This window comes from Colwellia sp. D2M02, assembly GCF_018860755.1.
In the GTDB taxonomy this organism is placed as follows: domain Bacteria; phylum Pseudomonadota; class Gammaproteobacteria; order Enterobacterales; family Alteromonadaceae; genus Colwellia; species Colwellia asteriadis.
On the sequence record NZ_JAHKPW010000076.1, the window covers coordinates 21,293 to 48,030 of the forward strand.

Below are 26,738 nucleotides of genomic sequence, written 5' to 3' on the forward strand. Positions count from 1 at the left end.
TTACTGCTCCTCAGTTAGTTTTTTAGCGGCTATCAGTACTTGTATTTGACTTAGTACCACATGAAAAATAGCGAGCATTAAAAATACCGATGAAAGAGGAATAACACTACGTACTATCCAGCGATGCGGTAAACCACCGGGGTCACCACTGCCCTCACCCATTTCATAGGCATCGAAAGTGTAATCCCAGCTGTAATAAAGAATTAATAAAGTAATAGGTAAAGCGAGAAATAACGAACCAAAAATATTAATAAACGCTTTGTTGCGCGCTTGCATATTATCGTAAAAAATATCGACTCTAACATGAGCATCTTCTTTTAAGGTATAGGCAATACCAAACATAAACATCGCAGCAAACAAGTGCCACTCGAGCTCTTGCATGGCAATACTGACATCATTGAAAAAGTAGCGCATTACCACATCATAGAAAACATTAAGAATCATCAACACCATTAACAAACTACAAAAGTTTCCTAAGGCATCAAGAATTTTCCCGACTATTTTTAACATTGTATTCATTTTATTCTCAGTACAAATAAGCTTAATAAAAAGCTGTTAGTGTATGAATTAACTAACAGCTTTTTTAAGTTTAATAGCAATTAACGCTATTTATTTTCGTCAAAATTATCAAGGTAGGCACGATCAGACAAGTTAGTCCATGCACGAACTTGACCTTTATAATCGTTTAATGATTTTAAGATTTCTGCAGTCATTGAATCTTTAGCAGCAAATTCAGTTAATAACTCATCGTTTGCTTTAACAATGCTATTCATAACTTCTTTCGGGAATGAACGCATTTGTACATTAGGGTAGTCTTTTTTCAAAGACGCTAAGTTTTCACCACTGGCATGCATTGATTGCACATACATGTCATAAGCCGCAGTTTTCATAGCTACGGTTAAAATAGCTTGTAAGTCTTTTGGTAACTCATTGTATGCTTTTTCGTTAACCATAAATTGCAGCTCAGTTGCTGGCTCATGCCAACCTGTGTAGTAGTATGGCGCAATTTTATGGAAGCCCATACGTAAATCTAACGAAGGTCCAACCCACTCTAAAGCATCAATAGTATTGCGCTCTAAAGCTGTATATAACTCGCCTGAAGGAATGTTCGTTGGCTTAGCACCAAGCTTAGCCAATACTTCGCCAGCAAAACCTGGGATACGCATTTTTAAGCCTTTGAAGTCTTCTACGCTATTGATTTCTTTTTTAAACCATCCGCCCATTTGGTTACCTGTATTACCACCTGGGAACGATAAAATACCGTATTGATCGTAAACTTTTTTCATTAACTCCATGCCACCGCCATGGTAAAACCACGCATATTGCTCAGGTGCGGTCATACCAAAAGGTACTGTGGTGAAAAACATGGTATTGAAGTTTTTACCTTTCCAATAATAAGAAGCTGAATGGCCCATTTGGTATTGACCACTTTTCACAAAATCAAAAATGCCCAGTGGCGACTTATGTTTGTTTGATGAATCAATACGAATATCTAAACGGCCATTTGACATTTCTTTGGCCATTTTAGCCATATTCTTCGAAGCTTCACCGAAAATAGGAAAATTTGGCCCCCAAGTTTCTGCTAACTTCCAACGGTATTTCTTACCATCATCAGCTAACGCCACTGACGTTAAACCCAGCGATGATAAGCCAAGCGACACAACCAGCGCGGCTTTTACAAAAATTGATTTTTTCATACCTTCCTTCCTGTCATTGTAATATTGAATTGTTATTGTCGTTATTTTTATAATTTTTTAGTGCTTAACTATAGTAAGTAATCTGACTAAAAATACTATTAGTAATAACACCTACGACCAAAGTCTTAGCCGCTAAGTACCGATAAGCTAAAGTAATACTAGTGCTTTTATTGAAAGTTTGTAATTATTTACCGCTGTATTAATAACTGTTGGAAAATGATTATGCTTTTACCACTACGCTTATTTTATATTGCGGTGTTACAAGTTATATTGACCTCCATTGTTATTTACTTTTTTGTTACCAGTGAGTACCGCACGCTTTCCAATCAAAACCTCAAAACCCTTGAAAACTTCCTTATTCAACAAAAACAGCAAGAGCTTAAAAACTACACCGCCTTAGTGAGTTCGGCTATTCACCATATGCACCCAATAGCCGATGCAACCAATGAGCAAAAAAAAGCCGATGTTAAAAAGCTTATTGATAAGTTGTTATACAACGGTGATGACGGTTATTTTTTTGCTTATGATCAACACGGGGTTAATATTGCTCATCCTAAGGAGCCGCACCGCATCGGTGAAAACTGGTGGCATATAGAAAGCGAACAAGGCGACAAAATAATTCAACAACTCATCAGTAACGCCAAAGCGGGCGGTGACTTTCTACATTACCCCTGGATGAGACCATCAAGCCAAACCGTTGCCGACAAAATGAGTTATTCAACCTATTTAGACTCATGGCAATGGATGTTAGGCACAGGTATTTATCTTGATGATATGAACCAACAGCTCGCCACCTTGCAGCAAAAAATTGATTTACACATTAATAAAACAAAACAAATTATTTTGTTAGTGGCTTTAAGTGCCATTTTCATTATTTTCATCTTTGGCCTAGGCATCAATCTTAGCCATAAGAAAAAAGCCGATAAAAAAATTACCGAGCTTGGTCAAAAAATTATTAATTTACGCGAAGAGCAACATCGCCATGTTTCGCGTGAGCTTCATGACGGTATTGTGCAAATTTTGGTTTCCATAAAATATTCAATAGAAGCCACTGGCATATTCTTAAGCCAACAGCAGCAGAGTAAGCCCAAACCTTTACAAGATGCTGAAAAAAACCTTGCTGTTGCCATTCAAGAAGTACGGCGCATTTCTCACCATTTACACCCGAGGATTTTAGACGAGCTTGGCTTATCTGCCGCCATCATGTCATTAGGAAAAGAGTTCTCAAAACAAACTGGCATTAATGTTGAAATAACTAAGCCTAAACTCAGTAAACTATTACCAGACGATATTAATACCAGTCTATATCGTGTGGTGCAGGAGTCGCTGATCAATATCGAAAAACACGCAAACGCCACTAAAGTCACTATCGACTTATCAATAGAAAATAAATGGTTAACGTTAGTTATTGCCGATAACGGACAAGGGTTTAATACTAGTACTCCCCAACAGGCTTTTGGTATTGGTTTACGCAACCTAACCGAACGTATTGAATACCACTGTGGCCAACTCACCATTAGTTCATCCAAGTTAGGGACTATTATTACAGCCAATATTCCAACACACGTTTTTGCTTTTTATTTTAATGCCAATAGACAATCATCTAACAAACCTGAGCCGCCCATAACTAAAAATAACACGCATGAATAGGAGCCTAACAAGATGGAAAACTCTGAACTGAGCACTAATAACACCGCCAGTGAGTACATAACCTCGGTATTATTAGTTGATGATCACCCAATGGTGCAAGATGGCTTAACTGCTTGTCTGTCTTATTATCATGACATTAATATTATTGGGTCAACTCAAGACGGTAAAGATGCGTTAACACAAGCTTTAACACTAAAACCTGATGTTATTTTAATGGACATTAGCATGCCCGACATGAACGGTATTGATGCCACCGAAATTATTACCGAGCAACTCAAAAATACACGCGTACTTATTTTTAGTATGCATGACAGCATAGAGTTTGTGAGTAGCGCCATGCAAGCAGGTGCGTCGGGTTATATTCTAAAAGACACTGGCTCTGCAGAAGTATACGCTGCGATAAAAGCGGTAGCCTCAGGGGAAAAATATTTCAGCCCCTCAATTGCTCAAGCCTTAATAGATAGTCCACTCGGTGATGAAAAAGAAAAGCTTACTACGCGAGAGCAAGTTATTTTAGCCTATACAGCGCAAGGGTACGCCTGTAAAACCATTGCAAAAATGCTCAATATTAGCTTTCGCACCGTTGAAGCTCACCGACGCAATATTAAGGCAAAACTCAATGTAGATAGCTTAGCAGAGCTAATTCGCTATGCGGTAAATCATGGACTGGTTGATAGTGAGTAGTTTTTATAACTAATTGGCATATAAGAAAAAACTGGTTTTATTTACATTTATTAGGCATTATCAATATTGCATATTTATTACACCGTTTAGGCTTGTAAATAACAAGGAGGGTTAACAACATGGCTACTACATTATTCTGTTGGCATACCACTAGCCCTTTACTAACAGAGCTGGAACAAGGTATAGCATTAGCTAAGCAAAGCCCTGCAAAAAGTCTGTTAATATTAAGCTGCAACCAAAACAATTACACTCCCGCACAACTCGACCCTATTTTAACCCAACTCGACTTACCTGTATGCGGCGGTATTTATCCACTAATTATCCATCAAAAAAATGTTCTAGAGCAAGGTTCACTAATCATCGGGTTTAATGAGCACATTAACATTGCCAATTTCACTCACTTAAGCGCCATTAAAACAGAAAAAGCACTAGAGGCTTATTTAAGCGACCCCCAATACGCTATTACTATTGCCGAAAGCAGTTTACTGATGTTTTATGATAGCCTGGTTAATGGTGTAGAGAACTTTTTAGATACATTGTTTGAACTGCTCGATCATGATATTTCTATCGCAGGAGGTGGTGCTGGTAATTTAGATTTCATTCAAAAACCTTGTATTTACAGCAACCAAGGCTTACTTAGTGACACCATTCAATTAGCCGCTTTACCTTACGATTTAAGCATCGGTATAGCCCATGGTTGGGAAACCTTTAAAGGGCCTTTTTTAGTGTCAGAGGCGCAAGGACAAACGGTGCACAGTTTAAACTACCTGCCTGCCTTTGAGACTTACAAGAACATTATTGAAAGTGAAAGCGACTATTGTTTTGATACAGATGACTTTTTCGAGATAGCAAAGCACTTCCCTCTAGGCATCGAAGATATTAACCATAACTTAATCGTACGTGATCCCATTTTAGCGATTAATAACCAACTACAATGCTTAGGTAATGTTCCTGTAAATAGTATGGTTTATTTACTCAAGAGCAATATCGACAGCTTAATAGACTCAGCGAAACAGGCGGCAATCACCTCTCTTACACCTACTAGAAACACAATAACAACATCAATAAATGACCTAACTCAATACAAGCATGAGTTTTCAGCTACTATGGTATTTGACTGCATTAGTCGCGATTTATATATGCAAGAAGACTTTTCAAGGGAAATTGCTGTTATCGCTCAACAGTGCCAGCACAATAATCTTTTTGGGGTGTTATCCTTAGGTGAAATAGCAAAGAATAAAAGCGGCGCCATTCGGCTACTCAATAAATCAACAGTAATCATTTCATGGTAATTTAATAACAGTATGATGAACAACAACGCATTATTTATTATTTCATTACAACACGAGCTTGCTATGGCCATTGGCAATAAGCTTGATCTTAATGCCATGTTAAAGGTATTTTTAAAAGTTTGCTTTAGCCGTTTAAACTTAACCAGTGCACATGTTTACATTTATACCGATAAAAACGGTACTCCCAAGTCATTTTCAGCACAAGAAGATAATAGCTTTAATCACCTATTGAGTATTCCTAAAAACAAGCGTAATCAACCATGGCAAAATAATATAATATTACAAGATTTTGCACTGCAAGTAGAACAGACAAAACTCAAGCAAATGTTTACTTGTCAAAACGGTCAGCACCTTTATGGCTTTATTATTCCTAAACATGGCGTGCTTATTTTTGAAACACATTATCAAATTGAAACAACAGTTCAAAAAGCGCTCACACCTATTTTAAACAAGCTAGCCACCAGCTGTTATACCTCTATTGTGCACGACTCTTTAGTACAAGAAGTTTATTCTCGACAACTTGCTGAAGAAACAGTCATTTTTCAAGCACAGCATGATGGTTTAACCGGTTTATATAACCGACAACATTTTAATAATTTACTAGCGAACTCTATTGATAATGCCATAAAAGATAACCAGCTTGGTGCTGTTGTTTTTATCGATTTAAACCGCTTTAAACCCATTAATGATGCCTTAGGGCATGCCGTTGGTGATAAAATATTAGTCACCCTAGCTAACAGATTGCATACTATTGCTAATCAAAATATTGACATTGCACGCTTTGGTGGTGATGAATTCACGTTATTAATTAATCAGTTAAGATCTCAAAAAAGTCAGGAATATCAACTCGAAATTAGTGAAATAATTCAAAGTATCAATCAAGCATTAGCCTCCGCTTTTATAGTTGATGGCAATGCTTATAAGTTAAGTTGCAGTATTGGCTATGCACTATTCCCATTACAAAGTGATATGTCGACCAGTATTATTAAATATGCCGATATTGCGATGTATGAAGCTAAGCGCGCTAAAACACCTCTTGGATTGCAATATCACACTGCAATGTCGGATAAAATCAATAAACGCTTGGCTTATATTGAAGACATGAAAGCCAGTTTAGTCGCTGGCGATTTCAGACTGCACTACCAAGCGCAATATAACCATTCAGGACAAATCACGGGAGCTGAGGCGTTACTACGCTGGCAACATCCCGTGCATGGTATGGAGTCACCTGCGGTTTATATTCCCATTGCTGAAGAAAGTAATCTAATTATTGCTATTGGACAATGGGTTTTAGAGCAAGCGTGCCGTGATATTAAACAATTAGAAACATTGGGGTTACCTAGTAGCTTTAAACGCGTATTTATTAATATTAGTGCAAAGCAACTTATTCAGGCTGACTTTCAAGACAAAATGTTAGCAGCAATTGAGCAACAAAAGATTAATGCTCAGCACATTGCCTTAGAGCTTACTGAGAACTTATTGGTAGAAGATATTGAAAAGTCGATAACCTTAATTAATGCTTTAAAAGCACAATCGGTTGATTGCGCTATTGATGATTTTGGCACAGGTTATTCTTCGCTTAACTACCTAAAAAAAATCCCTGCTAGCGTGTTAAAAATAGATCGCTCGTTTGTCACCAATATTAATCAATCAAGCGAAAGTGCTGCCATTGCCAGTATGATTATCAGCCTTGGTAAAACCTTGAATATGAAAGTATTGGCTGAAGGCGTTGAAACCTTAGAAGAATTAAATTGTTTGAAAACCTTGGGTTGTTATCACTACCAAGGCTTTTATTTTAGTAAGCCATTGCCTTTAGAAAGCTTTATCGAGCTACTTAATTCAAGTGAATAAAAGCTTATTATAGTGCCACAACACTACGAGCTATAAATATTCAATCATAATACCGATAAACACCACCATGCCCACCCAATGGTTATGTAAAAAGGCATTAAAGCAAGCTTCTCGCTCTCGATTGCTAATGAGGATTTGTTGGTAAGTAAACATTGCACCAGCAATAACAATACTTAATTGATAAGGCCAACCAAAGGCAAGAATGTCACCAACAGTCCACAGTAAAGCCAGTACTAATAACTGTAAAAAACCAATAATGCGCTTATCATTATCAGCAAACAAAATAGCGGTTGATTTAACTCCTATCTTTAAGTCATCATCTCGATCAACCATGGCATATATAGTGTCATAAGCTACAGTCCATAGTAAGTTAGCAATAAATAACAACCAAGCAACTAACGGCACTTCACCCTGCGCTTCAGAAAACGCCATTATCATACCCCAACTAAACGCAGCACCAAGTACCACTTGCGGTAATTGAGTGTAGCGTTTCATAAAGGGATAAAGTGATGCAAGTGCCAATGCCACTGCCGATAAGTAAATAGTTGGCCAACTCAAAGTAAGCACTAAACCCAGCGCCATGCCTATTAATATGCCAAATAAATTAATGGCGGTATTAGTGGTCATCATTCCTGACACTAAAGGCCTGTTTTGGGTGCGTTCAACTTTACCGTCTATTTTTCTGTCCGCTATATCATTAATCACACAGCCAGCACTACGCATGATAAAAACGCCAAGCGTAAAAACGAGTAATAAATGAAAATTCGGCCAGCCATCACTAGCTATCCACAATGCCCAATATGTTGGCCATAATAGTAAATAAGTGCCAATAGGCTTGTCCATACGCGTGATTAATTTAATAGCTTGCCAATTTTGGTTTAACTTACTCAGCATGATTTATTCCTGCGTTAACACTCAAAGGCGTTTGTTGATAAGCGAATGCTTGCGGTAAAAACACTTCAGCAACTACGAGTGGTTTATCGCCTAACATAAACGTAGAGCGACGCCCCCATAAGGGCTTCCCTACCGCTAATTGTAAATACTGTGAAAGCTGCCCGACGCTTGACTGTTTATCAAACGAGGCTATATGAATTTTTTTTCGTGTTAATAACGGGCTACTAAATAATACTTGTCCTAACGATTGAGTACCTAAGTTAGCTAAGTGTTGCTCTTCACCCGTTAAACTCGATAACGGTAATAAACTGCGCGCAAACACTTGTGGTACATGGTCACAATGCAAAAGCACTTCTCTTACGAGTACTTGCTCTCCTGCACAAATTTCAGCAGTAGCTTCAGCAGCACTGCATGCCTCAACTTTTTGTCCCAAAAGCTCAACACTAAAATGAGTACAGTGCTTCTTTAACCTTGCAGTAAGCGACGCAGAATCGAGTAACCAGTCTAATAAAGAATGAGTTAACTGACTGCGGCTAGGATCATGCCAATGGCTAGCTAATGTAACAGGAAATAATGGGTGTGGCTGGCTCATAAAATTTAATAGTAACGAAAAACGCGCTTATAATAACACTGTTTGTTGCAGAACTCATTGACCTAAAGAGCATCAATAAAAATTTTGCCTTTTTTATAAAATAAACAAGCAAAACATTAAAATAAGGTTATCATAAGGAATAATCTTCTCACTTTAAACTGACGGTAAGTTTGTCTTTATGCTTAAATATTTCTTCACTTTATTATTGTTATCCATTTCACTATTTTCAGCTTCTGCTCACGCTTCTAAATATGCCTATTATGGTTTCGAGCCTGATATAGTTACCAATTATGTGGCAGTAAAGAAGAAAATGGGCTTTGTACGTTTAACTGTTGAGCTAATGGTTGAAGGTGATAACTTGTCTATTGTTGAACATCATGCGCCACTGTTACGCGATGCTATTATTAACATTATCGGTCAACAAGGCGAGGCTAGAATCAAGTCAATGAAAGGTCGTGCTGAAATTCAATTAATGTGCGAAGAAGAGGTTAAAGATTTACTCACCAAAGAAACAGGAAAGCCTTTAATCAAAAAATTACTCTTTACCCAATGGTTAGATAACTAAACACAACTTAAGCTTAGAACAAAAACACGGCTAATAGTTATGCCGTGTTTTATTGATTATATTGATTAAGTATCCTAACTTTACTTATCTTTTTTTAGTACTTTCACAGTAAATACCGCTAAAAAACAGCCTGATAACAAACCAAGTAAATGCGCGGTATTAGCAACATTTACAGGGAGTAAATCAACAAACCCCAATATTAACCAAAAAAGTAAAAACCCTACAATAGGTTTAGATAACGATAAGCCTTTCTCGGGTGCTAAATAACCATACCACCAAACAAAACCCACTAGCGCATAAACAACCCCAGATAAACCACCAAAGTTCGGACCTGACACTAAATATTGCCCTAAATTCGAAACTATCGCCGACAGTAGCAACAAATTAATTAAAGTGCCTTTGCCTAAGGTTTTCTCAATACTGCCACCTAATTGCCACCACCACATAGTATTGAAAACAATATGTAATAATGAAAAATGGAAAAATGCTGGCCCTAGCACTCGTAACGGTTGCGCTATAAAAGCATCGATTGATAGCTGTGGATAAAACTGCAATGCCTTAAATAAACTTTGCGCCCAGGTTGGACTAACACTACTAGCAATAAAAACCGCCCAACATATGGCAAAAACGCTTAACGTCACCATACCCGCATGAGCTAAAAAGCTTTGTTTAAAAGTATCAAGCAAGGACGCTTCACCATTACGTACGCTAACAACTTCACCACTTTGCCAAGCCGCTTGTTGGTATTTTTGCGCATAAGGCTGTTTAATAAATTGTTCAAATTCATGCTGTGCTTGCGCCAGCTTTGCTTGCTCACAATAAATAATAAAACCGCTATCGGCTTCAACAACTTTTGCAATAATATCCAGCGACGTTAAATAATTAGCAAATAAAAGCGCAATATTATGGGCTTTAACCTCAACTAACGAAACTAGCGCTGATGCTTCATCAACAGGATGATTTAACGGCTCACTCATTAGCGCTCAATGTTTTCAGGGTATAGTGCTTGCCATTGCTCAAAACCGCCATCTAAAGAATAAACCTCGGTAAAGTCTTGGCTAATTAAAAACTGAGCGGCTTGTTGACTTGAAATACCATGATAACAGCACACAACAACAGGCATATCAAAGTCAGCGGTTCTTAAAAACTCAGGTAACGACTCATTAGTTAAATGGATTGCAGATTCAATACGACCATTTTTAAAAGAGGTAGCATCACGAATATCAACAACAACATGGGTTTTATTTGCCAAGACCTCATGCAATTCATTTACATTCATATGTTGAAAAACTTCTTCATTGCTTGCCAAAATAGTTACCTCTTTCTTTGTTATATTTGCAATAAGACCCGAGTCATTTAAAAACTACGGGCCTGATCGTTACACGCTTTGATTAGGTCCAGTCTAAAATAACTTTACCTGACTGACCAGAGCGCATTACATCAAAACCTTGTTGAAAGTCATCTACATTATAATGATGCGTAATAATCGGTGATAAATCTAAACCTGATTGAATTAAGCTGGCCATTTTATACCAAGTCTCGAACATTTCTCGACCGTAAATACCTTTAATGGTTAACCCTTTAAAGATAACTTGGCTCCAATCAATCGCCATATCACTACCAGGAATACCTAACATGGCAATTTTACCGCCATTATTCATATTTTCTAACATACCGGTAAATGCCGAAGGTACACCTGACATTTCCATACCAACATCAAAACCTTCCGTCATCCCTAAATCATTCATCACATCTTTAAGGTTTTCTTTACTTACATCAACAGCGCGTGTTGCACCCATTTTACGTGCTAGCTCTAAACGATATTCGTTAACGTCAGTAATAACAACATGGCGTGCGCCAACATGCTTAGCAACCGCTGCCGCCATAATACCTATAGGGCCAGCACCGGTAATTAAAACATCTTCGCCCACTAAATCAAAAGACAATGCCGTATGTACAGCGTTACCAAACGGGTCAAAAATAGCCGCTAAATCATCTGAAATTTCATCAGGTAATTTAAAAGCATTATAAGCAGGGATCACCAAGTATTCAGCGAAGGAGCCAGGGCGATTAACACCAACACCAACAGTATTACGACATAAATGCGTACGACCACCACGACAGTTACGGCAATGACCACAAGTAATATGACCCTCACCCGAAACTCGGTCACCAAGACTAAAACCTTTTACTTCTTGGCCAATACCAACCACTTCGCCTGCATATTCATGACCAACCACCATAGGTACTGGAATAGTTTTTTGCGACCATTCATCCCAATTATAAATATGAATATCGGTACCACAAATAGCGGTTTTTTTAATTTTAATTAATAAATCATTATGGCCTACTTCAGGTTTTTCAGAGGTGGTTAACCAAATACCCGGTTCTGCTTTTAATTTTGCTAAAGATTTCATTATTGCTCTCTTTCTAACTACCAATATCGGCATAGCTAAGTTGTATAGCCCAATTTATATTTTTCATGTAAGTGGGCTATACAAGTGACTATGTCATTAATTATTAAATAATACCCATTTCTTTACCAATACGAGTGAACGCATCAATAGCAGTGTCTAGCTGAGCTTTACTGTGTGCTGCAGAGATTTGCGTACGAATACGGGCTTGGCCTTTCGGTACAACAGGAAATGAGAAGCCGATAACATAAATACCTTCGGCAAGTAATTTGTTAGCCATATCACTGGCTACTTTAGCGTCGCCTAACATAACAGGAACAATTGCATGATCGGCCCCTGCACAAGTAAAGCCAGCAGCTTCCATATTATTGCGGAAATAAGCAGCGTTATCTTTTAAGGTTTTACGTAAATCATCACCGTCTGCTAATAGTTCAAGTACTTTTAATGAAGCATTAACAATGGCTGGTGCCAGTGAGTTAGAAAATAAATAGGGACGTGAACGTTGACGTAACCATTCAACCACTTCTTTTTTACCTGAAGTGTAACCACCCGAAGCGCCACCCATAGCTTTACCTAAGGTGCCAGTGATAATGTCAACGCGCCCCATTACTTCACAATATTCATGGCTACCACGACCTTGTTCACCAACAAAACCAACCGCGTGTGAGTCATCAACCATAACCATAGCATTGTATTTTTCAGCTAAGTCACAAACACCCTTCAAATTAGCAATAACGCCGTCCATTGAAAAAACACCGTCAGTAGCAATTAACTTAAAACGCGCGCCAGCAGCCTCTGCTTCAATTAAGCACTGCTCTAATGCTGCCATATCATTATTTGCATAACGAAAACGTTTTGCTTTACATAAACGTACGCCATCAATAATAGAAGCGTGATTTAACGCATCACTAATAATCGCATCTTCACCCGTTAATAAGGTTTCAAATAAACCCGCATTAGCGTCAAAACATGATGAATACAAAATAGTATCTTCCATGCCTAGAAACTCACTAATTCCTTGCTCTAATGACTTATGAATATCTTGTGTACCACAAATAAAGCGCACTGATGCCATACCAAAACCATGCTCATCTAAGCCTGTTTTTGCTGCAGCAATTAACGCAGGATGGTTCGCTAAGCCTAAGTAGTTGTTCGCACAAAAATTAACAACTTTCTCACCGCTAGCTACGGCTATATTGGCTTGCTGAGCAGTGGTAATAACACGCTCCGCTTTATATAAGCCATCGGCTTTTACTTGATTAATTTGATCTTGAATATGATGATAGAAATTTGCTGACATGTTTTCGCCTCAACAGGTAATTGAATATTTAGCTTATCTAAGCGCTGATTACGTTTTGGTTTTTACCAAATAATAGTGTTAACTGTAGCCAGCTTTAGCGTTTTTGCTATTGTACGACAATCATCAATCAAATGCGCCATAAGCCGAATGATATTTTGTAAAATTTTAACTGAGTGTCACAAAAGCTTTACTGCTGCTCTATTGTTGTTTTAAATACCCCGAACCACTGTTTATGACAAATTAAATTTTAACCACTCAACAATATCTATTACTAATCTTCTGTTGCTTTTGAGAAGCTGACTATTGTTTTTATCTACTTTAAATATTTGAATTTTAGATTTTTTATCTCCATTCCAATTAAATAATTCTTGAGCAACGCTAAGACTAGCTAATTGATGCCCCGAGCTAACAAAGTAACTAGGAGCGTCAAGTAAGGTTTTATAACGTTCTTTATCGCTATATGACATTTCAGGGTTTAATAATACCCAAGCTTTAACATGATATTTTTGTGCCAACTCAAGCGTATAGCCACTAGAGCAGCCACTAGCAACAACCGCAATGCCTTTGCTCTTATCTAACTCTTTACGCAAATAGTGATAAGCTGCTATAACATCTTCAGGCCAATATGACGTTAATAGAGCCAAGTCACTCTGATAGCTCACTAAATCTTTAGCCTGTTTTTTTAATTCTTGCTCAAAAAAACCATTATCCGTGCTATCACCGTAACCTCTAAAGTCTAATGACAACACATGTAAACCGCTATTAGCTAGATTTTGTGCCAGCTCCTGATAGTTTTTACGACTCTCTTTGCAGTCATGCAAAATCAACACACCACCCATGTGTTGAGCGGCTTCTTTTTGAGGGAAATGAAGGTAATCTGCCGCCAATAAAAACCGTCTGTCGACATCGGCTTTAAACTTAACCATATGGCTTGGCAGTGCTTTTTCATCTGCCTCAATATCAGCTAGCGCCATAGAGGTAAATGGGCAACATAGTAACAATAGCGCCATGAATTTGCGTTTGTGTCGATAGCAATAAGATAAAACCTGAAACAGCTCGCACGAATTAGGTTTAGGGTGAAAGGAATGTGAAAACGATGATATTAATTTTATGAGCATAACTGACTAACACTTATATTTAGTTGATTGCTTGCGTATAATCTACCGACTAACTCACTATAGAGCAATTTATGTTTGCCTTGCTATTTTACCGTATACTTTTATTAAGCTTGTTACCTATAGTGCTGATTGCCTTACTTTTACGCTCTAAAAATAACAAGCAATATCGGCAGCGCATATCAGAGCGCTTAGGGTTTATTTCTAACTCAATCAAACCTGACGGCATTGTTGTGCATGCAGCCAGTGTCGGTGAAGTACTTGCCCTTAAACCTTTCATTAATGAGTTATTAACTAACTACCCTGCACTAGCGATTACGGTTACCACGTTTACGCCTACTGGCTCTGCGCAAGTTAAAAAACTTTTTGGTAATTCTGTTCAGCATTGTTATTTGCCGCTTGATATATTTCCATGTACTTGGTTATTTTTACAGCGAGTCAAACCTCAATTAGTCATTTTTATGGAAACTGAGTTATGGCCTAACTTAATCGCCCAGTGCCATCACAAAAAAATAAAACTACTACTGATTAATGGCCGCCTATCGAAAAAATCATTACACAGCTACAGTAAATTAAAAGCGCTAATCACTCCATGTTTACAGCGTTTTGATACTATATTGACGCAAAGCCAGCAAAATTTAGCACATTTTATACAATTAGGTGCTCGATCTGAGCAATGCCTAAATAGTGGTAATGTAAAATTTGATATCAGTATTAATGATGAGTTAGCGCAAAAGCAAACTGAGCTAGCACAATATATCCCTAACCACCGTAAAACATGGATAGTCGCCAGTACTCATCAGGGCGATGAAAAGTTAGCATTACTTGCCTTTACTAAAATTCTAGCCCATTTTCCACAATTGCTATTAGTATTAGTACCTCGTCATCCTGAGCGCTTTCAATCTGTTGCTGAGCAATGTCAAAAGCAAGGTTTCAGCACAATAAAACGCAGCGATAAAAAGGTTATTAACGATGAAAATATCTGGTTACTCGATAGTTTAGGCGAATTAATGGCAACTTTTGCCTTAGGTGACATTATTACTATGGGGGGGAGTTTTAGCGGTAGTATTGGCGGGCATAATCCATTGGAGCCTGCACTCTTTAAGAAACCTATTATTGTCGGTAATGACATGAGTAACTTTACCGAAGTAATGCAGCAAATGCAGCATGAAAACGGCATAGTGCAACTAAAAACACCAGCGACCACCACAAGTATTGATGAACAAGCCGATGAACTCGCGAATAGTGTTATCAAATTACTCTCGGCGCCTGAGCAACAGCATATTTTAGGGCAACATGCCTATAACGTAGTACTTGCCAACCAAGGTGCAACCCAAACAACACTTCAGCAAGTACAAAGCCTCCTAAACCAATAAACGAATACCTAGCTGGTTAACCTCTGTCATATAATTTTACAGTATGTAAAACTATTAATAACCACCCAATAATTCCAACACTAACATGCTGTTTTACCTGTTGTAATAATTCATGGCACGAACAGTGCTTAGATCAAACTGTGCTTTAATTATATTGGCACAAGAACACCACGTTAAGACGTACTAATTACTTTTAGGTTTAACAGGACACTCTTTATGAAATTATTTACTAGTCTAGCACTTGTACTAGCACTTATTCTAAGCACTACAACGCACGTTAATGCGACTACAATCAAGCTTAATAACAATATTGCCTTAGGCGCATTGAACCTTGATCAAGGTTTTACTGACTTTTATGGTTATGGTAGCAACATTCGTTACTCTTCAAACACAGGTTATGAAGCAAACAACGCACTAGTTATGTTTTTTGCAGAATACAACAATAACTTAGCCTTATTTGTATTAGCCGATAGCGCAAATAGTACTGGTAAAGGTAAAGCTAAATTCAGTGTAAATAACTTAAATGACTTCGGTAACATTATTTTTAAAGATGATACTAGCGATACTAATATTACTAATGGCATTAAGTGGGCTTGGGCATCAAAGCGTAACGACGGCTTAGTTTTTCAATTAAATGATCCTAATAATTTCAATTTAGATATTGCTATTACTAACACGCAAGGCTTAGGCCAGGGCTTTAAATTTTTATCATTTGATGCAAGCAACCAAGTGACTAGCCACAACTTTACTCAAGCAAACAGTTTAGGTGAGTTTAATATTGCCACGATTCCTGAGCCAACAACTATTGCTGTATTAGCACTGGCTTTATTTGCTTTAGCCGCTTCACGACGCAAAGCATAAGATGCTATAGGCTTTGCTAAATGCCTAGTTTAAAAAGTTAAAAACAATCTCGAAAGATCAACAGCCCCTAAAGACTCAAGTGAAAGCTTGGGTCTTTTTTTGTTTCTTCCTCAATAAAAAAATAAGAATTTATTGACCCTCAAGCTAATCCCCTCGACAATAACATTTATTGTTAACCACCTAGCGATACAACAACTTTTAATGACAACAAGCCAAGATAAAACCTTCGTACTTGATAATGATCACTGTCTTTATAATTGTGATGAAATATCGCATTTCAGCCCTGAAATGCTCAATGCTGAATACTGGCAACTGCGTAATGCTATTACTGGTTCAGCACAGGGTCGCGGCACTACTTGGTTTATTGGCGTAAAACATCGCAACAAACCTACCCAGCATTGGGTGCTTCGCCATTATTATCGTGGTGGTCTCATTGGTAAAGTCATTAACGATACGTATTTATTTACGGGTATGAAAAACACTCGCGCCGCCAAAGAATACGCACTACTACAGCATATGAGTAGTTTAAGCTTGCCCGCGCCAAAGGCCGTTGCTTATCGCGTAACTCGTTATGGTATTTTTTATAAAGCCGACTTACTTTCTAGCAGAATTACTCAAGCAACCGATCTGGTTGATATATTAAGTAAAGGCTCAATTACTGATGCGCTGTGGCAAAATATCGGCGCAACAATTAAACGTTTTCATGACCAAGGCATTTATCATCACGACTTAAATAGTCACAATATTTTGATTAATGATGAAAATGAAGTGTTCTTAATTGATTTTGATCGCGGTGAAGTTCGCACTGATAACGCGAGCGATGTTCGCTGGAAACAAGACAATATGGCAAGATTAGAGCGCTCCTTTTTAAAAGAGCAGAAAAAATTAAGCCAGTTTCATTTTACAAATGAAAACTGGCTTAACTTACTAACTGGCTACAATAAATAGCCATTAGCTTTTGATATTAAATACCAAAGTCTTCGCGATACTTATTAATACTCACTAAGTTAGCAGCAAGTTCAGGTTGGGTTGCTACTTGCTCTTCAAGATAAGTAACAACGTCTGCAAGCGTTACAATAGCAACCACTTGCGTACCAAAATCACGCTCAACTTCTTGAATAGCAGATAACTCGCCCTGACCTTTTTCTTGGCGATCCAGCGCAATAAGAACACCTGATAATTCAGCACCTTGCGCTTTAATGATTTCCATTGACTCACGAATAGCCGTACCCGCAGTAATTACGTCGTCTACTAACATAATTTTACCGGTTAGCTCTGCGCCCACTAATGAACCGCCTTCACCGTGTGTTTTTGCTTCTTTACGGTTAAAGCAATAAGGCACATCAACATTATGGTGATCGTACAACGCAACTGCGGTTGTCGTTGCAATAGGAATACCTTTATAGGCAGGCCCAAACACTAAATCGTAGTCAATGTTAGCATCAACTAATGCTGCGGCATAAAAACGACCTAAACGCGCTAAGTCACCACCGGTTTTAAATAAACCTGCATTGAAAAAGTATGGACTCGTTCGGCCAGACTTTAAGGTAAATTCGCCAAAACGTAATACTTGTTTGGCTAACGCAAATTCAATAAAGTCACGTTGGTAATCTTTCATGTCGATATTTTCCTAATCTATTGAATAAATTAAATTTAAATTAGAGCTTCTTTCTGAATTTCGAATAACTCATTAATGCTATTTTTTGCTAATGCTAACATTGCTTGTAATTCATCAAAGCTGAACGGCTCTTCTTCGGCCGTACCTTGTACTTCAATTAACTTGCCGGTATCTGTCATAATGACGTTCATGTCAGTTTCAGCGTTCGAGTCTTCAGCATAGTCTAAATCTGATACTGGCTCACCTTGATAAACACCAACCGATACTGCAGCAATCATATGTTTAAGTGGATTGGTTTTAATAATATCTTTCGCGCGCATGTAGTTAAGAGCATCAACTAAAGCAACACAAGCACCTGTAATAGATGCAGTACGTGTACCACCGTCAGCCTGAATTACATCACAATCAACCGAAATAGTATTTTCGCCTAACGCTTTTAAGTCTACCGCTGCACGTAAAGCACGGGCGATTAAACGTGAAATTTCTAAAGTACGGCCACTTTGTTTACCACTAGCCGCTTCACGACGCATACGCGTATGTGTTGAACGAGGTAACATACCGTATTCAGCCGTTACCCAACCTTTACCCTGACCTTTTAAGAAACGTGGTACACCTTCTTCAACTGAAGCAGTACAAATAACCTTAGTATCGCCAAACTCAATTAATACTGAGCCTTCTGCGTGTGCAGTAAATTGGCGAGTAATTGTAACGGGGCGAATTTGCCCTAATGTTCTGCCGCTTGGACGCATGATGTATTCCTTCTAAAAACGTAAGTAGATTAATTATCGGCATTATACCCGAGTATGCTTGAATTGCGAGTTCGCTTATTGTCATACTCCATATAAAACGATGTACACTGATAAAAATCATTTGAAATATAGTACAAGTCACTAGGGTCTTATTAACTAACCGTAAAAAAGATAACGAGAACATAATGAAATCCACCCTATTTAGCATACTACTTAGCCTGAGTATAAGCGGCTTATTCGCACTAAGCATGATAGGTATTGCGTGTGCTAAAAGCCCAGCAATAACGGTTTACTCTGCCAATAACTTACCAATCTACAGTAAGGTTTATGATGATACTCGCGATCCTTTTAAAGATGCGACTGACGCACTGGCATTAGCTAAAACAAGTAATCGCCAAGTATTAATAGAAGTTGGCGGAAACTGGTGCAGTTGGTGTCACAAAATGGATGCTTTTTTAGAGGAAAATCCCGATATTTATCAAGCCTTGCATAGCCAATATGTGTTGTTAAAAATTAATGTTAGCGACAGTAATGAAAATGAAGCGTTTATGTCATCATTACCACCTGTACTGGGTTATCCTCATATGTATGTATCAACCTCCACGGGTAAAATGTTGTTGTCAAAAGATACTGCTGAATTGTTAGTTGATGGTAATTATTCACGAGAACAATGGCTTACTTTCTTACATAAGTGGTCTAATTCATTTGCGCCAAAGTATATTCAAACATCACATAAATTACGCATTTAAACATTAGGGAATTATTTTGACGACCTTATTTTCCGGTAAATCTTTTTTTGATGAAAGCTACCAAACGCCTGAGTTTATTAAAAACAAAAACCTCACTCGCCGCCGTCTTTTAAAGTCAGCCGCAGGTGTTGGTGCAGCTTCTGTTTTTCCTGCTTTCTCGTTTAATGCTGATGTACAAAAAGCGTTATCATCATTACTCAATTCCGACCCATGGCTAACGCTCAATGCTACGCTAGAGCATTTATTACCTGAGTCGCCAACAACAAACAGTAATAATACGACTGCGCAAGATATTAGCGCGAAACAAATTAATGCCACGGCTTATCTTTATCAAATAATGACTATACAGCCGACCGAACAAGCAGAAAAAGACTTTATTCTAAAAGGAGTGGGTTGGTTAAATGGCTACGCGCAAAGCGAAAAAAAACAAAGCTTTGTTGAGCTTGGTTTTACTGAAAAAGAACAACTGTTAAAAGGTATTAATCAATCTCGCGCTGGTCAAAATTGGTTAAATACACTGCTCGGTTATATTTTTGAAGCCATGCTGACACCCGCCGCTTATGGCGGAAACCCAAAAGGTATTGGCTGGCAATGGCTTGAACACCAAGGTGGCTTTCCGTTACCTGAAAAAGGACAGCGCTATTTTGAATTACCGCCACGTGCAAAACCTCAAGGCCATAAGTAATGACCACATCTCAAACAAGTAATTTAAACGCCGACATTTGTATTATTGGTAGTGGCGCAGGAGCCTCTCCTATTGCCTATAGCTTAGCTAATGCAGGAGCTAAAGTACTGGTTTTAGAAAAGGGGCCGTGGTTAACCGAAAAAGAGTTTTTTAAAGATGAACTAGCCATTAGCGTACATGATGCTTACAACCCGAAGTTGTCTGATGAAGAGCACGTGATTGAAGAAGAATACGAAACCAGTGACGGGGTAAGTTTTTGGCAAGGCGAAAAAACCAGTGATTCTGGCTGGAGCTGGTGGAATGGCAATGTGGTTGGTGGTTCATCTAACTTTATGAGTGGTTATTTTCATCGCTTAAAACCAATAGATTTTCGCCTCAAAACAGAGTTTGGTGATATTGAAGGCGCTAACGTTGCCGATTGGCCGATTAGTTATGAAGAATTAGAGCCTTATTACGCCATGGTAGAACGTATTGTTGGTGTTTCTGGCCGTGTAGTAGATCACCCACACCAAGAGCCTAGATCTGCAGACTTTCCTTATCCGCCCGTTGCTGAGTCGCCTATTTCATCATGGATAGACCAAGCCGCAAACAATATTGGTTATCATGCTATTCCAGTACCACGCGCTATTTTATCACGCCCAGCGATGGGTCGTCGTAGCTGCGAATACTCAGGTTACTGTAGTAGTTATGGTTGCTCATCAGGCGCTAAAGGCAGTGGCAGAGCAGCCTTATTAAATCATGCGGTTGCTAGCGGTAATTGCACCATTAAACCCAACTCAAAAGTATTTCATATTGCCACGAATAGCCAAGGTGAAATTAGTGGCGTGCATTATTACGACAGCCAAGGACGTGAAGAAATTGCCACCGCAAAAATTTATGTCGTAGCTTGCCAAGCCGTTGAAACTTCGCGTTTATTGCTTGCTTCTAAAGGCGATAAATTTCCACAGGGCTTAGCAAATAATAATGGTCAAGTGGGTAAAAACTTACTTTTTAGCGGCGGTGGTACAGGCCAAGGTGATTTTATTTATAATGAGTTAACACCAGAGAAAGTGGCTGATTTGAAAACTGTAGGCCCTTTTATTAATCGCGCTTTACAAGATTGGTATCAAATTAACGATAAAAAATTTGCGGCATCACAACAAGGCATAAGTAAAGCTGGCACCGCAAAAGGTGGCACTATCGACTTTCTTTTTCATCAAAACCCTATTGCGCGCGCACGTGGCACACAATGGGGTGAAGACGAGCAAGGCAACAGCCAATTATTATGGGGTGAAGCGCTAAAACAAAGTATGCGTAGTGAATTTACCCGTTATAAAACCCTACGTTTTGAAGTATTTAATGATTGGCTACCCAACGATAACTGTTTTGTATCACTTGATGAAAACACCACAGATCAATGGGGAGATCCCGTTGCCAATGTGCGTATTGGTTATCATCAACATGATCTTAAAGTGGGTAGTTATTTAGCTGAAAAGGCTGAAAAACTATTAGCCGAATTAGGAGCAAAAAATATTTCATCATCGGTTAGTGGCTCACCCGCAACTAATTTAATGGCAGGTGGCTGTCGTTTTGGTAACGATCCGAAAACCTCTGTACTCAATAAACATTGTCAGGCCCATGAAGTAAGCAACTTATATGTAACTGATGGCTCGTTTATGCCAACAGGCGGTAGTGTACCTTATACTTTTACCATTTACGCTAACGCCTTTCGGGTCGCTGAACATATAAAATCACAATGGCAACACTACAGTTAAAATGATTAAGACTTCTAAGTAATAAAAATAAATGACCTGAGCTTGGATGAAAGCTGTGAGTTGATTGGGGGGTTATTGTTTTGGTTTAAATAGCTCTGAAAATTGAAAAATAAGAAAGCTAATAAAAGATAATACAATAGCGATTTCATAACGACTGTAAGCAACAGAGATACCTATAGCGCCAGCGTTCCATAGCCCTGCCGCTGTGGCAGTTCCTTTAACCCCGCTATCGTTTTTGAAAATAGCCCCACCGCCAATAAAACCCATGCCTGTAATAATACCGTACATCACTCTTGCTTCAGCATCAGAGCCTTCATAAACATTGATACCAACCAACATAAAGGCACAGGATGCAATGGTAACTAGTGGGAATGTTCGCAGCCCCGCCCCCCTATCATGCAGCTCACGATTAAGCGCTATAGGTAGTGACAATACAAAGGCAATTCCTAACTGTATAAAATGAAATATAATTAAATTAAAATCTAAACTAATTTCAAACATTTATAATTTCCTCTACCTTACAAAGTATTAATAAAAGCTAAAAAAGCTCTCACTATTCATCTATATATTCCACACGCAACGTAATAAGTCAAAAGAGGCTCTATAGAACATTGCTCACTCACGATTTCTTATTGATAATAATTCTTTTTGAAAATTATACATATCAACCCTGTAAAGTTTACTTATTCATTATCCCTACCAAGTTTCACAACAAAAATATCACTTAATTAACAACAACTTAAAACATGGCATAACTATAGCATTATAACTATTGAAGACACTTTCTGATAAATAATAAGGAGATTAACATGTTAAGTTGGGCATTAACTTTCTTTGTAATAGCAATTATTGCCGCTATTTTCGGTTTTAGCGGAATAGCTGGCGCAGCAGCCGGCATAGCCAAAATCATATTTTTCATTTTTGTCGTATTACTTGTCATTTCATTAATTGCCAATGCATTACGAGGCAAAGCCCCAAGACCTTAAAGTCTTTTGAGCAAATAAAAAATTTTACTTTAACGGAGATTATTATGAATACTTATAAAAACAAAACATTAGCATTAATCACAGTTGTCGCAGCATTAAGTTTAGGGGCATGCTCTGATGATGGCGCTGAAGAGTTAGGTGAAGAATTTGATAAAGTAGTGTCAGATACTAAGGATGCCGCTTCAGATGCTGGCAACGCAATAGAAGATGCCTGTGAAGATGTTAAAGATAAGCTAGAAACTAAAGATAATGATTGTTAATTTATAATTACATCAGCACTATATTCCTTGTTGTTTAACGGGAATAAACAAAATAGCTAAATATTTTTATTTAGCTATTTTTTATGTGTGGCAAAAATAAATTAGACTCAACGCCTGTGGTTCTGTCGGGATGATTAATCAAAACAAGTAATAATAACGACCACTTTAAGAACTTCTTCTCACTTGCCGTGTTAGATAATAGTGAAAGTTAAATCGAATAGCTTGAAGCAATTAGCAATTGATTCAAGTAGCGTTTATAAATAATTGCCTTCACTTTTTGGTGCTAGTTATTTTAGTGCTAGCTAAACGTACATATCGTGTTTCAGGTTTAAGCTAAGTTTTATTAGCCGTTAGGCGTTGCTCAATTTGTTCAATTTTATTTATAACTAGCTTGGCATCCAATTGAGCAACTTCAAGGCTTTTTTGTTGATCAAAAATCATCTTAATTTGTTCCTCAATAAATTGATATTGCTCTTCATTTTTTACTCGTAAGGCTAACTCTTCAAGTGACTCAAGCAACCGGATAGTTACCGTAGTATTATCCTTAGCGTGCCTTCTAATTTGATCAAAGGCAGAATTCGCTACATCTAAAAAAGTTAGCGCTTTACTGTGTAATCTGGGCTGACCATCCTCATCTTTGAAATGAGATTTAGGGAAGTCTCTTGTAGCTAAGTTACACAGCGTGGAATTTAATTTATCAATACAAGTAATGGCTGTATAGGGATCATTGATACTTGGTGAAAGTGCTCTAAGTGCAATTTCAACTAACTGACCTATGGCAAATACTGGATCTTGAACAGGTGTTCTAACACTACCTAAAATAAAGTGTTTTTTAATACTATCAAGAGTTTTTTCTTCAATAGGTTGCTTCGCATGAAGTAAACCAAATACACCACCTCTTACAACATAATCTCCTGGAGAAAAATCAAGCTGTAATTGTAGGTCTGAGGCTATTAATTGCTTAATGAGCGGCGAAAAGTCAGTTAACTGTACGTAGCCCGAATGCTCAGAGCGTAACTTCTTGCTAAAAATATAATCATTATTACCCAGCTCTTTATCTGTTGATTCGTCATGTTGTAAATCATTAGTCGGTGAGTCTGGAAATAGCTTATCTATACTCTCCTTTAATTCGCAATATACATCCTCTACAACGGAGTCAGCTTGAATAGACACTGAAACATGATGGATGAAGTGAATGAGAAAACCAATACTGACAGAGGTCATTAATATCGCCCATATTACGGTAATACCTGGTCTAAAGTTATATGGTTCCTCTAAGCTAAGTGCACAAAAAACAAGAATACAATAGAAAAAATTCGCAATGAATACTCCTAAAACAGTTTGTGTGGTGCGATCTTTCATAAAGTTTCGCAATAAACGCGGGCCAAATTGTGATGAAGCTAAGGTAAGCGCAACAATGGTAATAGAGAAAGCAATACTCGTAACCGTTATCATAGAAGCAGCAATGGTACCGAGTAATGACCTAATAGCACCGACTTCAGCACTGTAAATAATTGGAAAATATGACTTTAATTTCCATAACAACGAAATATCGATCCAAATAGTGATCGTTGCAATAATCACGGTAAAAATAAGTATCATTGAGGGCAAAAACCAAAAACTTGCTCTTATTGACTCTAGTAAAGGCTCTATTTTTATACTCATAAAATTGTTATTCCCTACTTAAAAAATCGCTGGCTACTTTGACTTATTGCCTATTATTTTTAGCTCCACTAGCAAAACCTTTTGCTATTGAACGAAAGTGGTTCACTGACTAGCCTTTGTACTTTATATTCTCTCGACAAACCTACATGCTGTTAATCGTTTTAACATTACTGCTGAGCTATAAGTGTGCCATAATTTAACTAACTGATTATATTACTGATATAAAACATATCATGCAGTTATTAATAATTATTATGAAAAAAATACTGACTACAATGTACTTTTTTCATAGACACTTTGTAACGATTAAACATCAAAACGTTAACGTTTATAAGTAATAGAAACGGCCCTATCAACTTTGCACATGCTTAATTTTCTTATATGCTTGAAATTAATTGTTTTTTACTAGGATTTTATGGCTAACTGTAATGTTAGTTTTAAACTAAAGAGTTAGGCGTGAATATTGCTTAATTTACTTTTTTATCATGTCGTTATCTTAACTTAACACCAAGTAAGGCCATTATGTCAGTAACACCACCTACATCATCAAAATTAGAGCCATTCGAACGCAAAACTAGTATTAACTCAATATGCATTTATACACTGACAGTATTAGCTATATTCTATACCGCATATTTAGCTCAGGATTTAATTCTTTTACTTTTAGTTGCAGGTTTAATATCTCTATTATTAAGCCCTGGTGTAAAAGCATTAGAGCGACTTTTTATTCCTCGTGTTCTAGGGTCGACCCTTCTTTTAAGCTGTTTATTGCTACCAAGTGCTGCCCTCATCATACAACTAGAAGAGCCTGTCACCAAATGGACCAAGTTATTACCTGAGCTTTCGGTGCATGTATCAGAAACATTAGAAGAACTTAATCGGGCTATTGATAAAAAGAGCACGCCAGATAACATTGAATCACAAGAAGTTAAAAAGAGCTGGTTTTCATGGTTTGAAGACGAACCAAAGGTTAACAGCCAACCGCAAAAAACAGACACTATTCACACGCAGTTAAAAGCATCTTTATTTTCATTAGCTACAGACTTTATGGTTTTGGCACCGCTCGCACTAATACAGTTATTAACGACAATAATCTTAATTTTATTTACCTTAGTTTATTCACCCAAACTATTTAGGCAGTATGTTAAATTATTTGTTACTGAAAAACGCCAGCGTAACGTATTTAAATTTGCTTTAAATATGCAGCAAAAATTATCACGCTACATCCTAACAGTTAGTGTAATTAATATTGGCCTCAGCTTAGCTGCAATAATTATTTTTACTACCATGGGTTTAGAGGATGCATTGTTGTGGGGATTAATAGTAGGTTTTGTTAATTTTATTCCCTTTGTGGGGCCCTCATTTGCCTTGGCAGCAATAGCCATTGCCGGTTCCGTTCAATGGGGGGTTGATATTAAAGTATTACTTACCCTGTCAGGTGTTTTGGCACTCAACATACTTGAGTCACAACTTATTACCCCTTTAGTATTAGCTAAAAACATGCGTATAAATCCTTTTATTATAATTATATGGCTACTCATTACAGGGTGGTTATGGGGCTTAACTGGGTTACTCATTGCGGTACCGCTATTGGTATGTATTAAGCTGGTATTAGCGCAATTCAAATCAACATCAAAATGGGTTAAATTTTTAGCAACTCAATAATTAAAGTAGCGTTTCCACTCATATAAAATCAACTTAGAAAAGTATTGTTTAAATATAGTTATAGAACGTTTTTGCTTGGGGTATCACAGTATTTTTCTTGATTGTAATAAGCTAGATGGCCTGATACTACAAGAGTATCAGGCCATCTAATTTATTTAATCTCAACTCTGTTTAAGAAGTTTTTAATATAGTGAGATAGTTTTACTTAATTCAAGGCTTATTGAGCCGATCTGAGGTTATTTAACCTGAACTCGGTTTAAGAGATACTTAACAAATTGAAATATAATAAAAAATTACTTTTCTGAATCTCTAGCTT

Annotated in this window: 27 protein-coding genes; 14 read left to right on the forward strand and 13 right to left on the reverse strand. The window is 37.6% G+C overall.

All coding sequences use genetic code 11. From position 1 onward, the window contains the following. A complete protein-coding gene (locus KO495_RS14935) occupies nucleotides 1-519 on the reverse strand; it encodes a TRAP transporter small permease subunit (RefSeq protein ID WP_215981208.1) in 519 nt (172 codons plus the stop codon). 86 nt (nucleotides 520-605) lie between these two features. Next, entirely contained in the window at nucleotides 606-1,697 is a 1,092-nt protein-coding gene (locus KO495_RS14940) for a TRAP transporter substrate-binding protein (RefSeq protein ID WP_215981209.1), read from the reverse strand. A 222-nt stretch (nucleotides 1,698-1,919) separates the two neighbouring features. On the opposite strand from KO495_RS14940, the gene KO495_RS14945 reads away from it, so the two are divergent. The 4 genes from KO495_RS14945 (at nucleotide 1,920) to KO495_RS14960 (ending at nucleotide 7,174) form a co-directional block, all read left to right on the forward strand. After that, nucleotides 1,920-3,347, forward strand: a complete 1,428-nt coding sequence (locus KO495_RS14945; RefSeq protein ID WP_215981210.1) for a cache domain-containing protein — start codon at nucleotides 1,920-1,922, stop codon at nucleotides 3,345-3,347. Between the two features lie 12 nt (nucleotides 3,348-3,359). Beyond that, on the forward strand, nucleotides 3,360-4,031 hold the full coding sequence (locus KO495_RS14950; RefSeq protein ID WP_215981211.1) for a response regulator transcription factor: 672 nt from the start codon (nucleotides 3,360-3,362) through the stop codon (nucleotides 4,029-4,031). Nucleotides 4,032-4,150: 119 nt separating this feature from the next. Beyond that, nucleotides 4,151-5,323 (forward strand): FIST C-terminal domain-containing protein, encoded by a 1,173-nt coding sequence (locus KO495_RS14955; protein ID WP_215981212.1) that lies wholly within the window; start codon nucleotides 4,151-4,153, stop codon nucleotides 5,321-5,323. 12 nt (nucleotides 5,324-5,335) lie between these two features. Further along, nucleotides 5,336-7,174 carry a bifunctional diguanylate cyclase/phosphodiesterase gene (locus tag KO495_RS14960; RefSeq protein ID WP_215981213.1) on the forward strand — a complete coding sequence of 613 codons (1,839 nt, stop codon included), beginning with the start codon at nucleotides 5,336-5,338 and terminating at the stop codon, nucleotides 7,172-7,174. Between the two features lie 30 nt (nucleotides 7,175-7,204). Here the strand turns inward: KO495_RS14960 and ubiA are convergent, their stop codons facing one another. Both ubiA and KO495_RS14970 read right to left on the reverse strand, forming a co-directional pair. Beyond that, a complete protein-coding gene (ubiA, locus tag KO495_RS14965; protein WP_215981214.1) occupies nucleotides 7,205-8,068 on the reverse strand; it encodes a 4-hydroxybenzoate octaprenyltransferase in 864 nt (287 codons plus the stop codon). Further along, nucleotides 8,058-8,660: a chorismate lyase gene (locus tag KO495_RS14970; RefSeq protein WP_215981215.1), complete on the reverse strand. Its 603-nt coding sequence runs from the start codon at nucleotides 8,658-8,660 to the stop codon at nucleotides 8,058-8,060. The genes ubiA and KO495_RS14970 overlap by 11 nt, the downstream gene beginning before the upstream one ends. A gap of 178 nt (nucleotides 8,661-8,838) precedes the next feature. Here KO495_RS14970 and KO495_RS14975 point away from each other — a divergent pair, with 178 nt between their 5' ends. Beyond that, complete coding sequence (locus tag KO495_RS14975; protein WP_215981216.1) at nucleotides 8,839-9,225, forward strand: flagellar basal body-associated protein FliL; 387 nt, start codon at nucleotides 8,839-8,841, stop codon at nucleotides 9,223-9,225. Nucleotides 9,226-9,305: 80 nt separating this feature from the next. On the opposite strand, the gene glpG is transcribed toward KO495_RS14975, so the two are convergent. From glpG to KO495_RS15000, 5 genes are all read right to left on the reverse strand, one after another. After that, nucleotides 9,306-10,202: a rhomboid family intramembrane serine protease GlpG gene (gene glpG / locus KO495_RS14980; protein ID WP_215981217.1), complete on the reverse strand. Its 897-nt coding sequence runs from the start codon at nucleotides 10,200-10,202 to the stop codon at nucleotides 9,306-9,308. Further along, on the reverse strand, nucleotides 10,202-10,534 hold the full coding sequence (gene glpE / locus KO495_RS14985) for a thiosulfate sulfurtransferase GlpE (RefSeq protein ID WP_289847632.1): 333 nt from the start codon (nucleotides 10,532-10,534) through the stop codon (nucleotides 10,202-10,204). Before glpE ends, glpG begins: the two co-directional genes overlap by 1 nt. Nucleotides 10,535-10,616: 82 nt before the next feature. Then, nucleotides 10,617-11,642, reverse strand: a complete 1,026-nt coding sequence (gene tdh / locus KO495_RS14990) for an L-threonine 3-dehydrogenase (protein WP_215981218.1) — start codon at nucleotides 11,640-11,642, stop codon at nucleotides 10,617-10,619. Between the two features lie 103 nt (nucleotides 11,643-11,745). Next, complete coding sequence (locus KO495_RS14995) at nucleotides 11,746-12,939, reverse strand: glycine C-acetyltransferase (RefSeq protein ID WP_215981219.1); 1,194 nt, start codon at nucleotides 12,937-12,939, stop codon at nucleotides 11,746-11,748. Between the two features lie 230 nt (nucleotides 12,940-13,169). Further along, the gene (locus tag KO495_RS15000) at nucleotides 13,170-13,949 is read right to left on the reverse strand and encodes an alpha/beta hydrolase (protein WP_215981220.1); all 780 of its coding nucleotides are present in this window, start codon (nucleotides 13,947-13,949) and stop codon (nucleotides 13,170-13,172) included. A gap of 179 nt (nucleotides 13,950-14,128) precedes the next feature. On the opposite strand from KO495_RS15000, the gene waaA reads away from it, so the two are divergent. From waaA to KO495_RS15015, 3 genes are all read left to right on the forward strand, one after another. Next, nucleotides 14,129-15,430 (forward strand): lipid IV(A) 3-deoxy-D-manno-octulosonic acid transferase, encoded by a 1,302-nt coding sequence (waaA, locus tag KO495_RS15005; RefSeq protein ID WP_215981221.1) that lies wholly within the window; start codon nucleotides 14,129-14,131, stop codon nucleotides 15,428-15,430. A 216-nt stretch (nucleotides 15,431-15,646) separates the two neighbouring features. Beyond that, on the forward strand, nucleotides 15,647-16,291 hold the full coding sequence (locus tag KO495_RS15010; RefSeq protein ID WP_215981222.1) for a PEP-CTERM sorting domain-containing protein: 645 nt from the start codon (nucleotides 15,647-15,649) through the stop codon (nucleotides 16,289-16,291). 201 nt (nucleotides 16,292-16,492) lie between these two features. Next, entirely contained in the window at nucleotides 16,493-17,239 is a 747-nt protein-coding gene (locus tag KO495_RS15015; protein ID WP_215981223.1) for a 3-deoxy-D-manno-octulosonic acid kinase, read from the forward strand. A gap of 16 nt (nucleotides 17,240-17,255) precedes the next feature. Here the strand turns inward: KO495_RS15015 and pyrE are convergent, their stop codons facing one another. Further along, nucleotides 17,256-17,909 carry an orotate phosphoribosyltransferase gene (pyrE, locus tag KO495_RS15020; RefSeq protein WP_215981224.1) on the reverse strand — a complete coding sequence of 218 codons (654 nt, stop codon included), beginning with the start codon at nucleotides 17,907-17,909 and terminating at the stop codon, nucleotides 17,256-17,258. Between the two features lie 35 nt (nucleotides 17,910-17,944). Continuing rightward, nucleotides 17,945-18,658: a ribonuclease PH gene (gene rph / locus KO495_RS15025; RefSeq protein WP_215981225.1), complete on the reverse strand. Its 714-nt coding sequence runs from the start codon at nucleotides 18,656-18,658 to the stop codon at nucleotides 17,945-17,947. Nucleotides 18,659-18,843: 185 nt separating this feature from the next. Here rph and KO495_RS15030 point away from each other — a divergent pair, with 185 nt between their 5' ends. From KO495_RS15030 to KO495_RS15040, 3 genes are read left to right on the forward strand one after another with little or no spacing between them, the layout of a single operon-like run. Further along, complete coding sequence (locus KO495_RS15030) at nucleotides 18,844-19,407, forward strand: thioredoxin family protein (protein WP_215981226.1); 564 nt, start codon at nucleotides 18,844-18,846, stop codon at nucleotides 19,405-19,407. 16 nt (nucleotides 19,408-19,423) lie between these two features. After that, nucleotides 19,424-20,092 (forward strand): gluconate 2-dehydrogenase subunit 3 family protein, encoded by a 669-nt coding sequence (locus tag KO495_RS15035; RefSeq protein ID WP_215981227.1) that lies wholly within the window; start codon nucleotides 19,424-19,426, stop codon nucleotides 20,090-20,092. Beyond that, nucleotides 20,092-21,846, forward strand: a complete 1,755-nt coding sequence (locus tag KO495_RS15040; protein WP_215981228.1) for a GMC family oxidoreductase — start codon at nucleotides 20,092-20,094, stop codon at nucleotides 21,844-21,846. Before KO495_RS15035 ends, KO495_RS15040 begins: the two co-directional genes overlap by 1 nt. Before the next feature lie 72 nt (nucleotides 21,847-21,918). On the opposite strand, the gene KO495_RS15045 is transcribed toward KO495_RS15040, so the two are convergent. Continuing rightward, on the reverse strand, nucleotides 21,919-22,347 hold the full coding sequence (locus KO495_RS15045) for an MgtC/SapB family protein (RefSeq protein WP_215981229.1): 429 nt from the start codon (nucleotides 22,345-22,347) through the stop codon (nucleotides 21,919-21,921). A gap of 308 nt (nucleotides 22,348-22,655) precedes the next feature. Between KO495_RS15045 and KO495_RS15050 the strand changes: the two genes are divergently transcribed. Then, the gene (locus KO495_RS15050) at nucleotides 22,656-22,832 is read left to right on the forward strand and encodes a DUF1328 domain-containing protein (protein ID WP_215981230.1); all 177 of its coding nucleotides are present in this window, start codon (nucleotides 22,656-22,658) and stop codon (nucleotides 22,830-22,832) included. A gap of 44 nt (nucleotides 22,833-22,876) precedes the next feature. Further along, on the forward strand, nucleotides 22,877-23,092 hold the full coding sequence (locus tag KO495_RS15055) for a hypothetical protein (RefSeq protein ID WP_215981231.1): 216 nt from the start codon (nucleotides 22,877-22,879) through the stop codon (nucleotides 23,090-23,092). Between the two features lie 333 nt (nucleotides 23,093-23,425). On the opposite strand, the gene KO495_RS15060 is transcribed toward KO495_RS15055, so the two are convergent. Further along, nucleotides 23,426-24,757 (reverse strand): DUF2254 domain-containing protein, encoded by a 1,332-nt coding sequence (locus KO495_RS15060; protein WP_215981232.1) that lies wholly within the window; start codon nucleotides 24,755-24,757, stop codon nucleotides 23,426-23,428. A 522-nt stretch (nucleotides 24,758-25,279) separates the two neighbouring features. Between KO495_RS15060 and KO495_RS15065 the strand changes: the two genes are divergently transcribed. Then, complete coding sequence (locus tag KO495_RS15065) at nucleotides 25,280-26,422, forward strand: AI-2E family transporter (protein WP_215981233.1); 1,143 nt, start codon at nucleotides 25,280-25,282, stop codon at nucleotides 26,420-26,422. The last annotated feature ends 316 nt before the right edge of the window (nucleotides 26,423-26,738 follow it).

Bases quoted from the DNA above. Each gene is read 5' to 3' on its own strand.
- KO495_RS14935 (WP_215981208.1), bottom strand. From the start codon at position 519: ATGAATACAATGTTAAAAATAGTCGGGAAAATTCTTGATGCCTTAGGA.
- KO495_RS14940 (WP_215981209.1), bottom strand. From the start codon at position 1,697: ATGAAAAAATCAATTTTTGTAAAAGCCGCGCTGGTTGTGTCGCTTGGC.
- KO495_RS14945 (WP_215981210.1), top strand. From the start codon at position 1,920: ATGCTTTTACCACTACGCTTATTTTATATTGCGGTGTTACAAGTTATA.
- KO495_RS14950 (WP_215981211.1), top strand. From the start codon at position 3,360: ATGGAAAACTCTGAACTGAGCACTAATAACACCGCCAGTGAGTACATA.
- KO495_RS14955 (WP_215981212.1), top strand. From the start codon at position 4,151: ATGGCTACTACATTATTCTGTTGGCATACCACTAGCCCTTTACTAACA.
- KO495_RS14960 (WP_215981213.1), top strand. From the start codon at position 5,336: ATGATGAACAACAACGCATTATTTATTATTTCATTACAACACGAGCTT.
- ubiA (WP_215981214.1), bottom strand. From the start codon at position 8,068: ATGCTGAGTAAGTTAAACCAAAATTGGCAAGCTATTAAATTAATCACG.
- KO495_RS14970 (WP_215981215.1), bottom strand. From the start codon at position 8,660: ATGAGCCAGCCACACCCATTATTTCCTGTTACATTAGCTAGCCATTGG.
- KO495_RS14975 (WP_215981216.1), top strand. From the start codon at position 8,839: ATGCTTAAATATTTCTTCACTTTATTATTGTTATCCATTTCACTATTT.
- glpG (WP_215981217.1), bottom strand. From the start codon at position 10,202: ATGAGTGAGCCGTTAAATCATCCTGTTGATGAAGCATCAGCGCTAGTT.
- tdh (WP_215981218.1), bottom strand. From the start codon at position 11,642: ATGAAATCTTTAGCAAAATTAAAAGCAGAACCGGGTATTTGGTTAACC.
- KO495_RS14995 (WP_215981219.1), bottom strand. From the start codon at position 12,939: ATGTCAGCAAATTTCTATCATCATATTCAAGATCAAATTAATCAAGTA.
- KO495_RS15000 (WP_215981220.1), bottom strand. From the start codon at position 13,949: ATGGCGCTATTGTTACTATGTTGCCCATTTACCTCTATGGCGCTAGCT.
- waaA (WP_215981221.1), top strand. From the start codon at position 14,129: ATGTTTGCCTTGCTATTTTACCGTATACTTTTATTAAGCTTGTTACCT.
- KO495_RS15010 (WP_215981222.1), top strand. From the start codon at position 15,647: ATGAAATTATTTACTAGTCTAGCACTTGTACTAGCACTTATTCTAAGC.
- KO495_RS15015 (WP_215981223.1), top strand. From the start codon at position 16,493: ATGACAACAAGCCAAGATAAAACCTTCGTACTTGATAATGATCACTGT.
- pyrE (WP_215981224.1), bottom strand. From the start codon at position 17,909: ATGAAAGATTACCAACGTGACTTTATTGAATTTGCGTTAGCCAAACAA.
- rph (WP_215981225.1), bottom strand. From the start codon at position 18,658: ATGCGTCCAAGCGGCAGAACATTAGGGCAAATTCGCCCCGTTACAATT.
- KO495_RS15030 (WP_215981226.1), top strand. From the start codon at position 18,844: ATGAAATCCACCCTATTTAGCATACTACTTAGCCTGAGTATAAGCGGC.
- KO495_RS15040 (WP_215981228.1), top strand. From the start codon at position 20,092: ATGACCACATCTCAAACAAGTAATTTAAACGCCGACATTTGTATTATT.
- KO495_RS15045 (WP_215981229.1), bottom strand. From the start codon at position 22,347: ATGTTTGAAATTAGTTTAGATTTTAATTTAATTATATTTCATTTTATA.
- KO495_RS15050 (WP_215981230.1), top strand. From the start codon at position 22,656: ATGTTAAGTTGGGCATTAACTTTCTTTGTAATAGCAATTATTGCCGCT.
- KO495_RS15055 (WP_215981231.1), top strand. From the start codon at position 22,877: ATGAATACTTATAAAAACAAAACATTAGCATTAATCACAGTTGTCGCA.
- KO495_RS15060 (WP_215981232.1), bottom strand. From the start codon at position 24,757: ATGAGTATAAAAATAGAGCCTTTACTAGAGTCAATAAGAGCAAGTTTT.
- KO495_RS15065 (WP_215981233.1), top strand. From the start codon at position 25,280: ATGTCAGTAACACCACCTACATCATCAAAATTAGAGCCATTCGAACGC.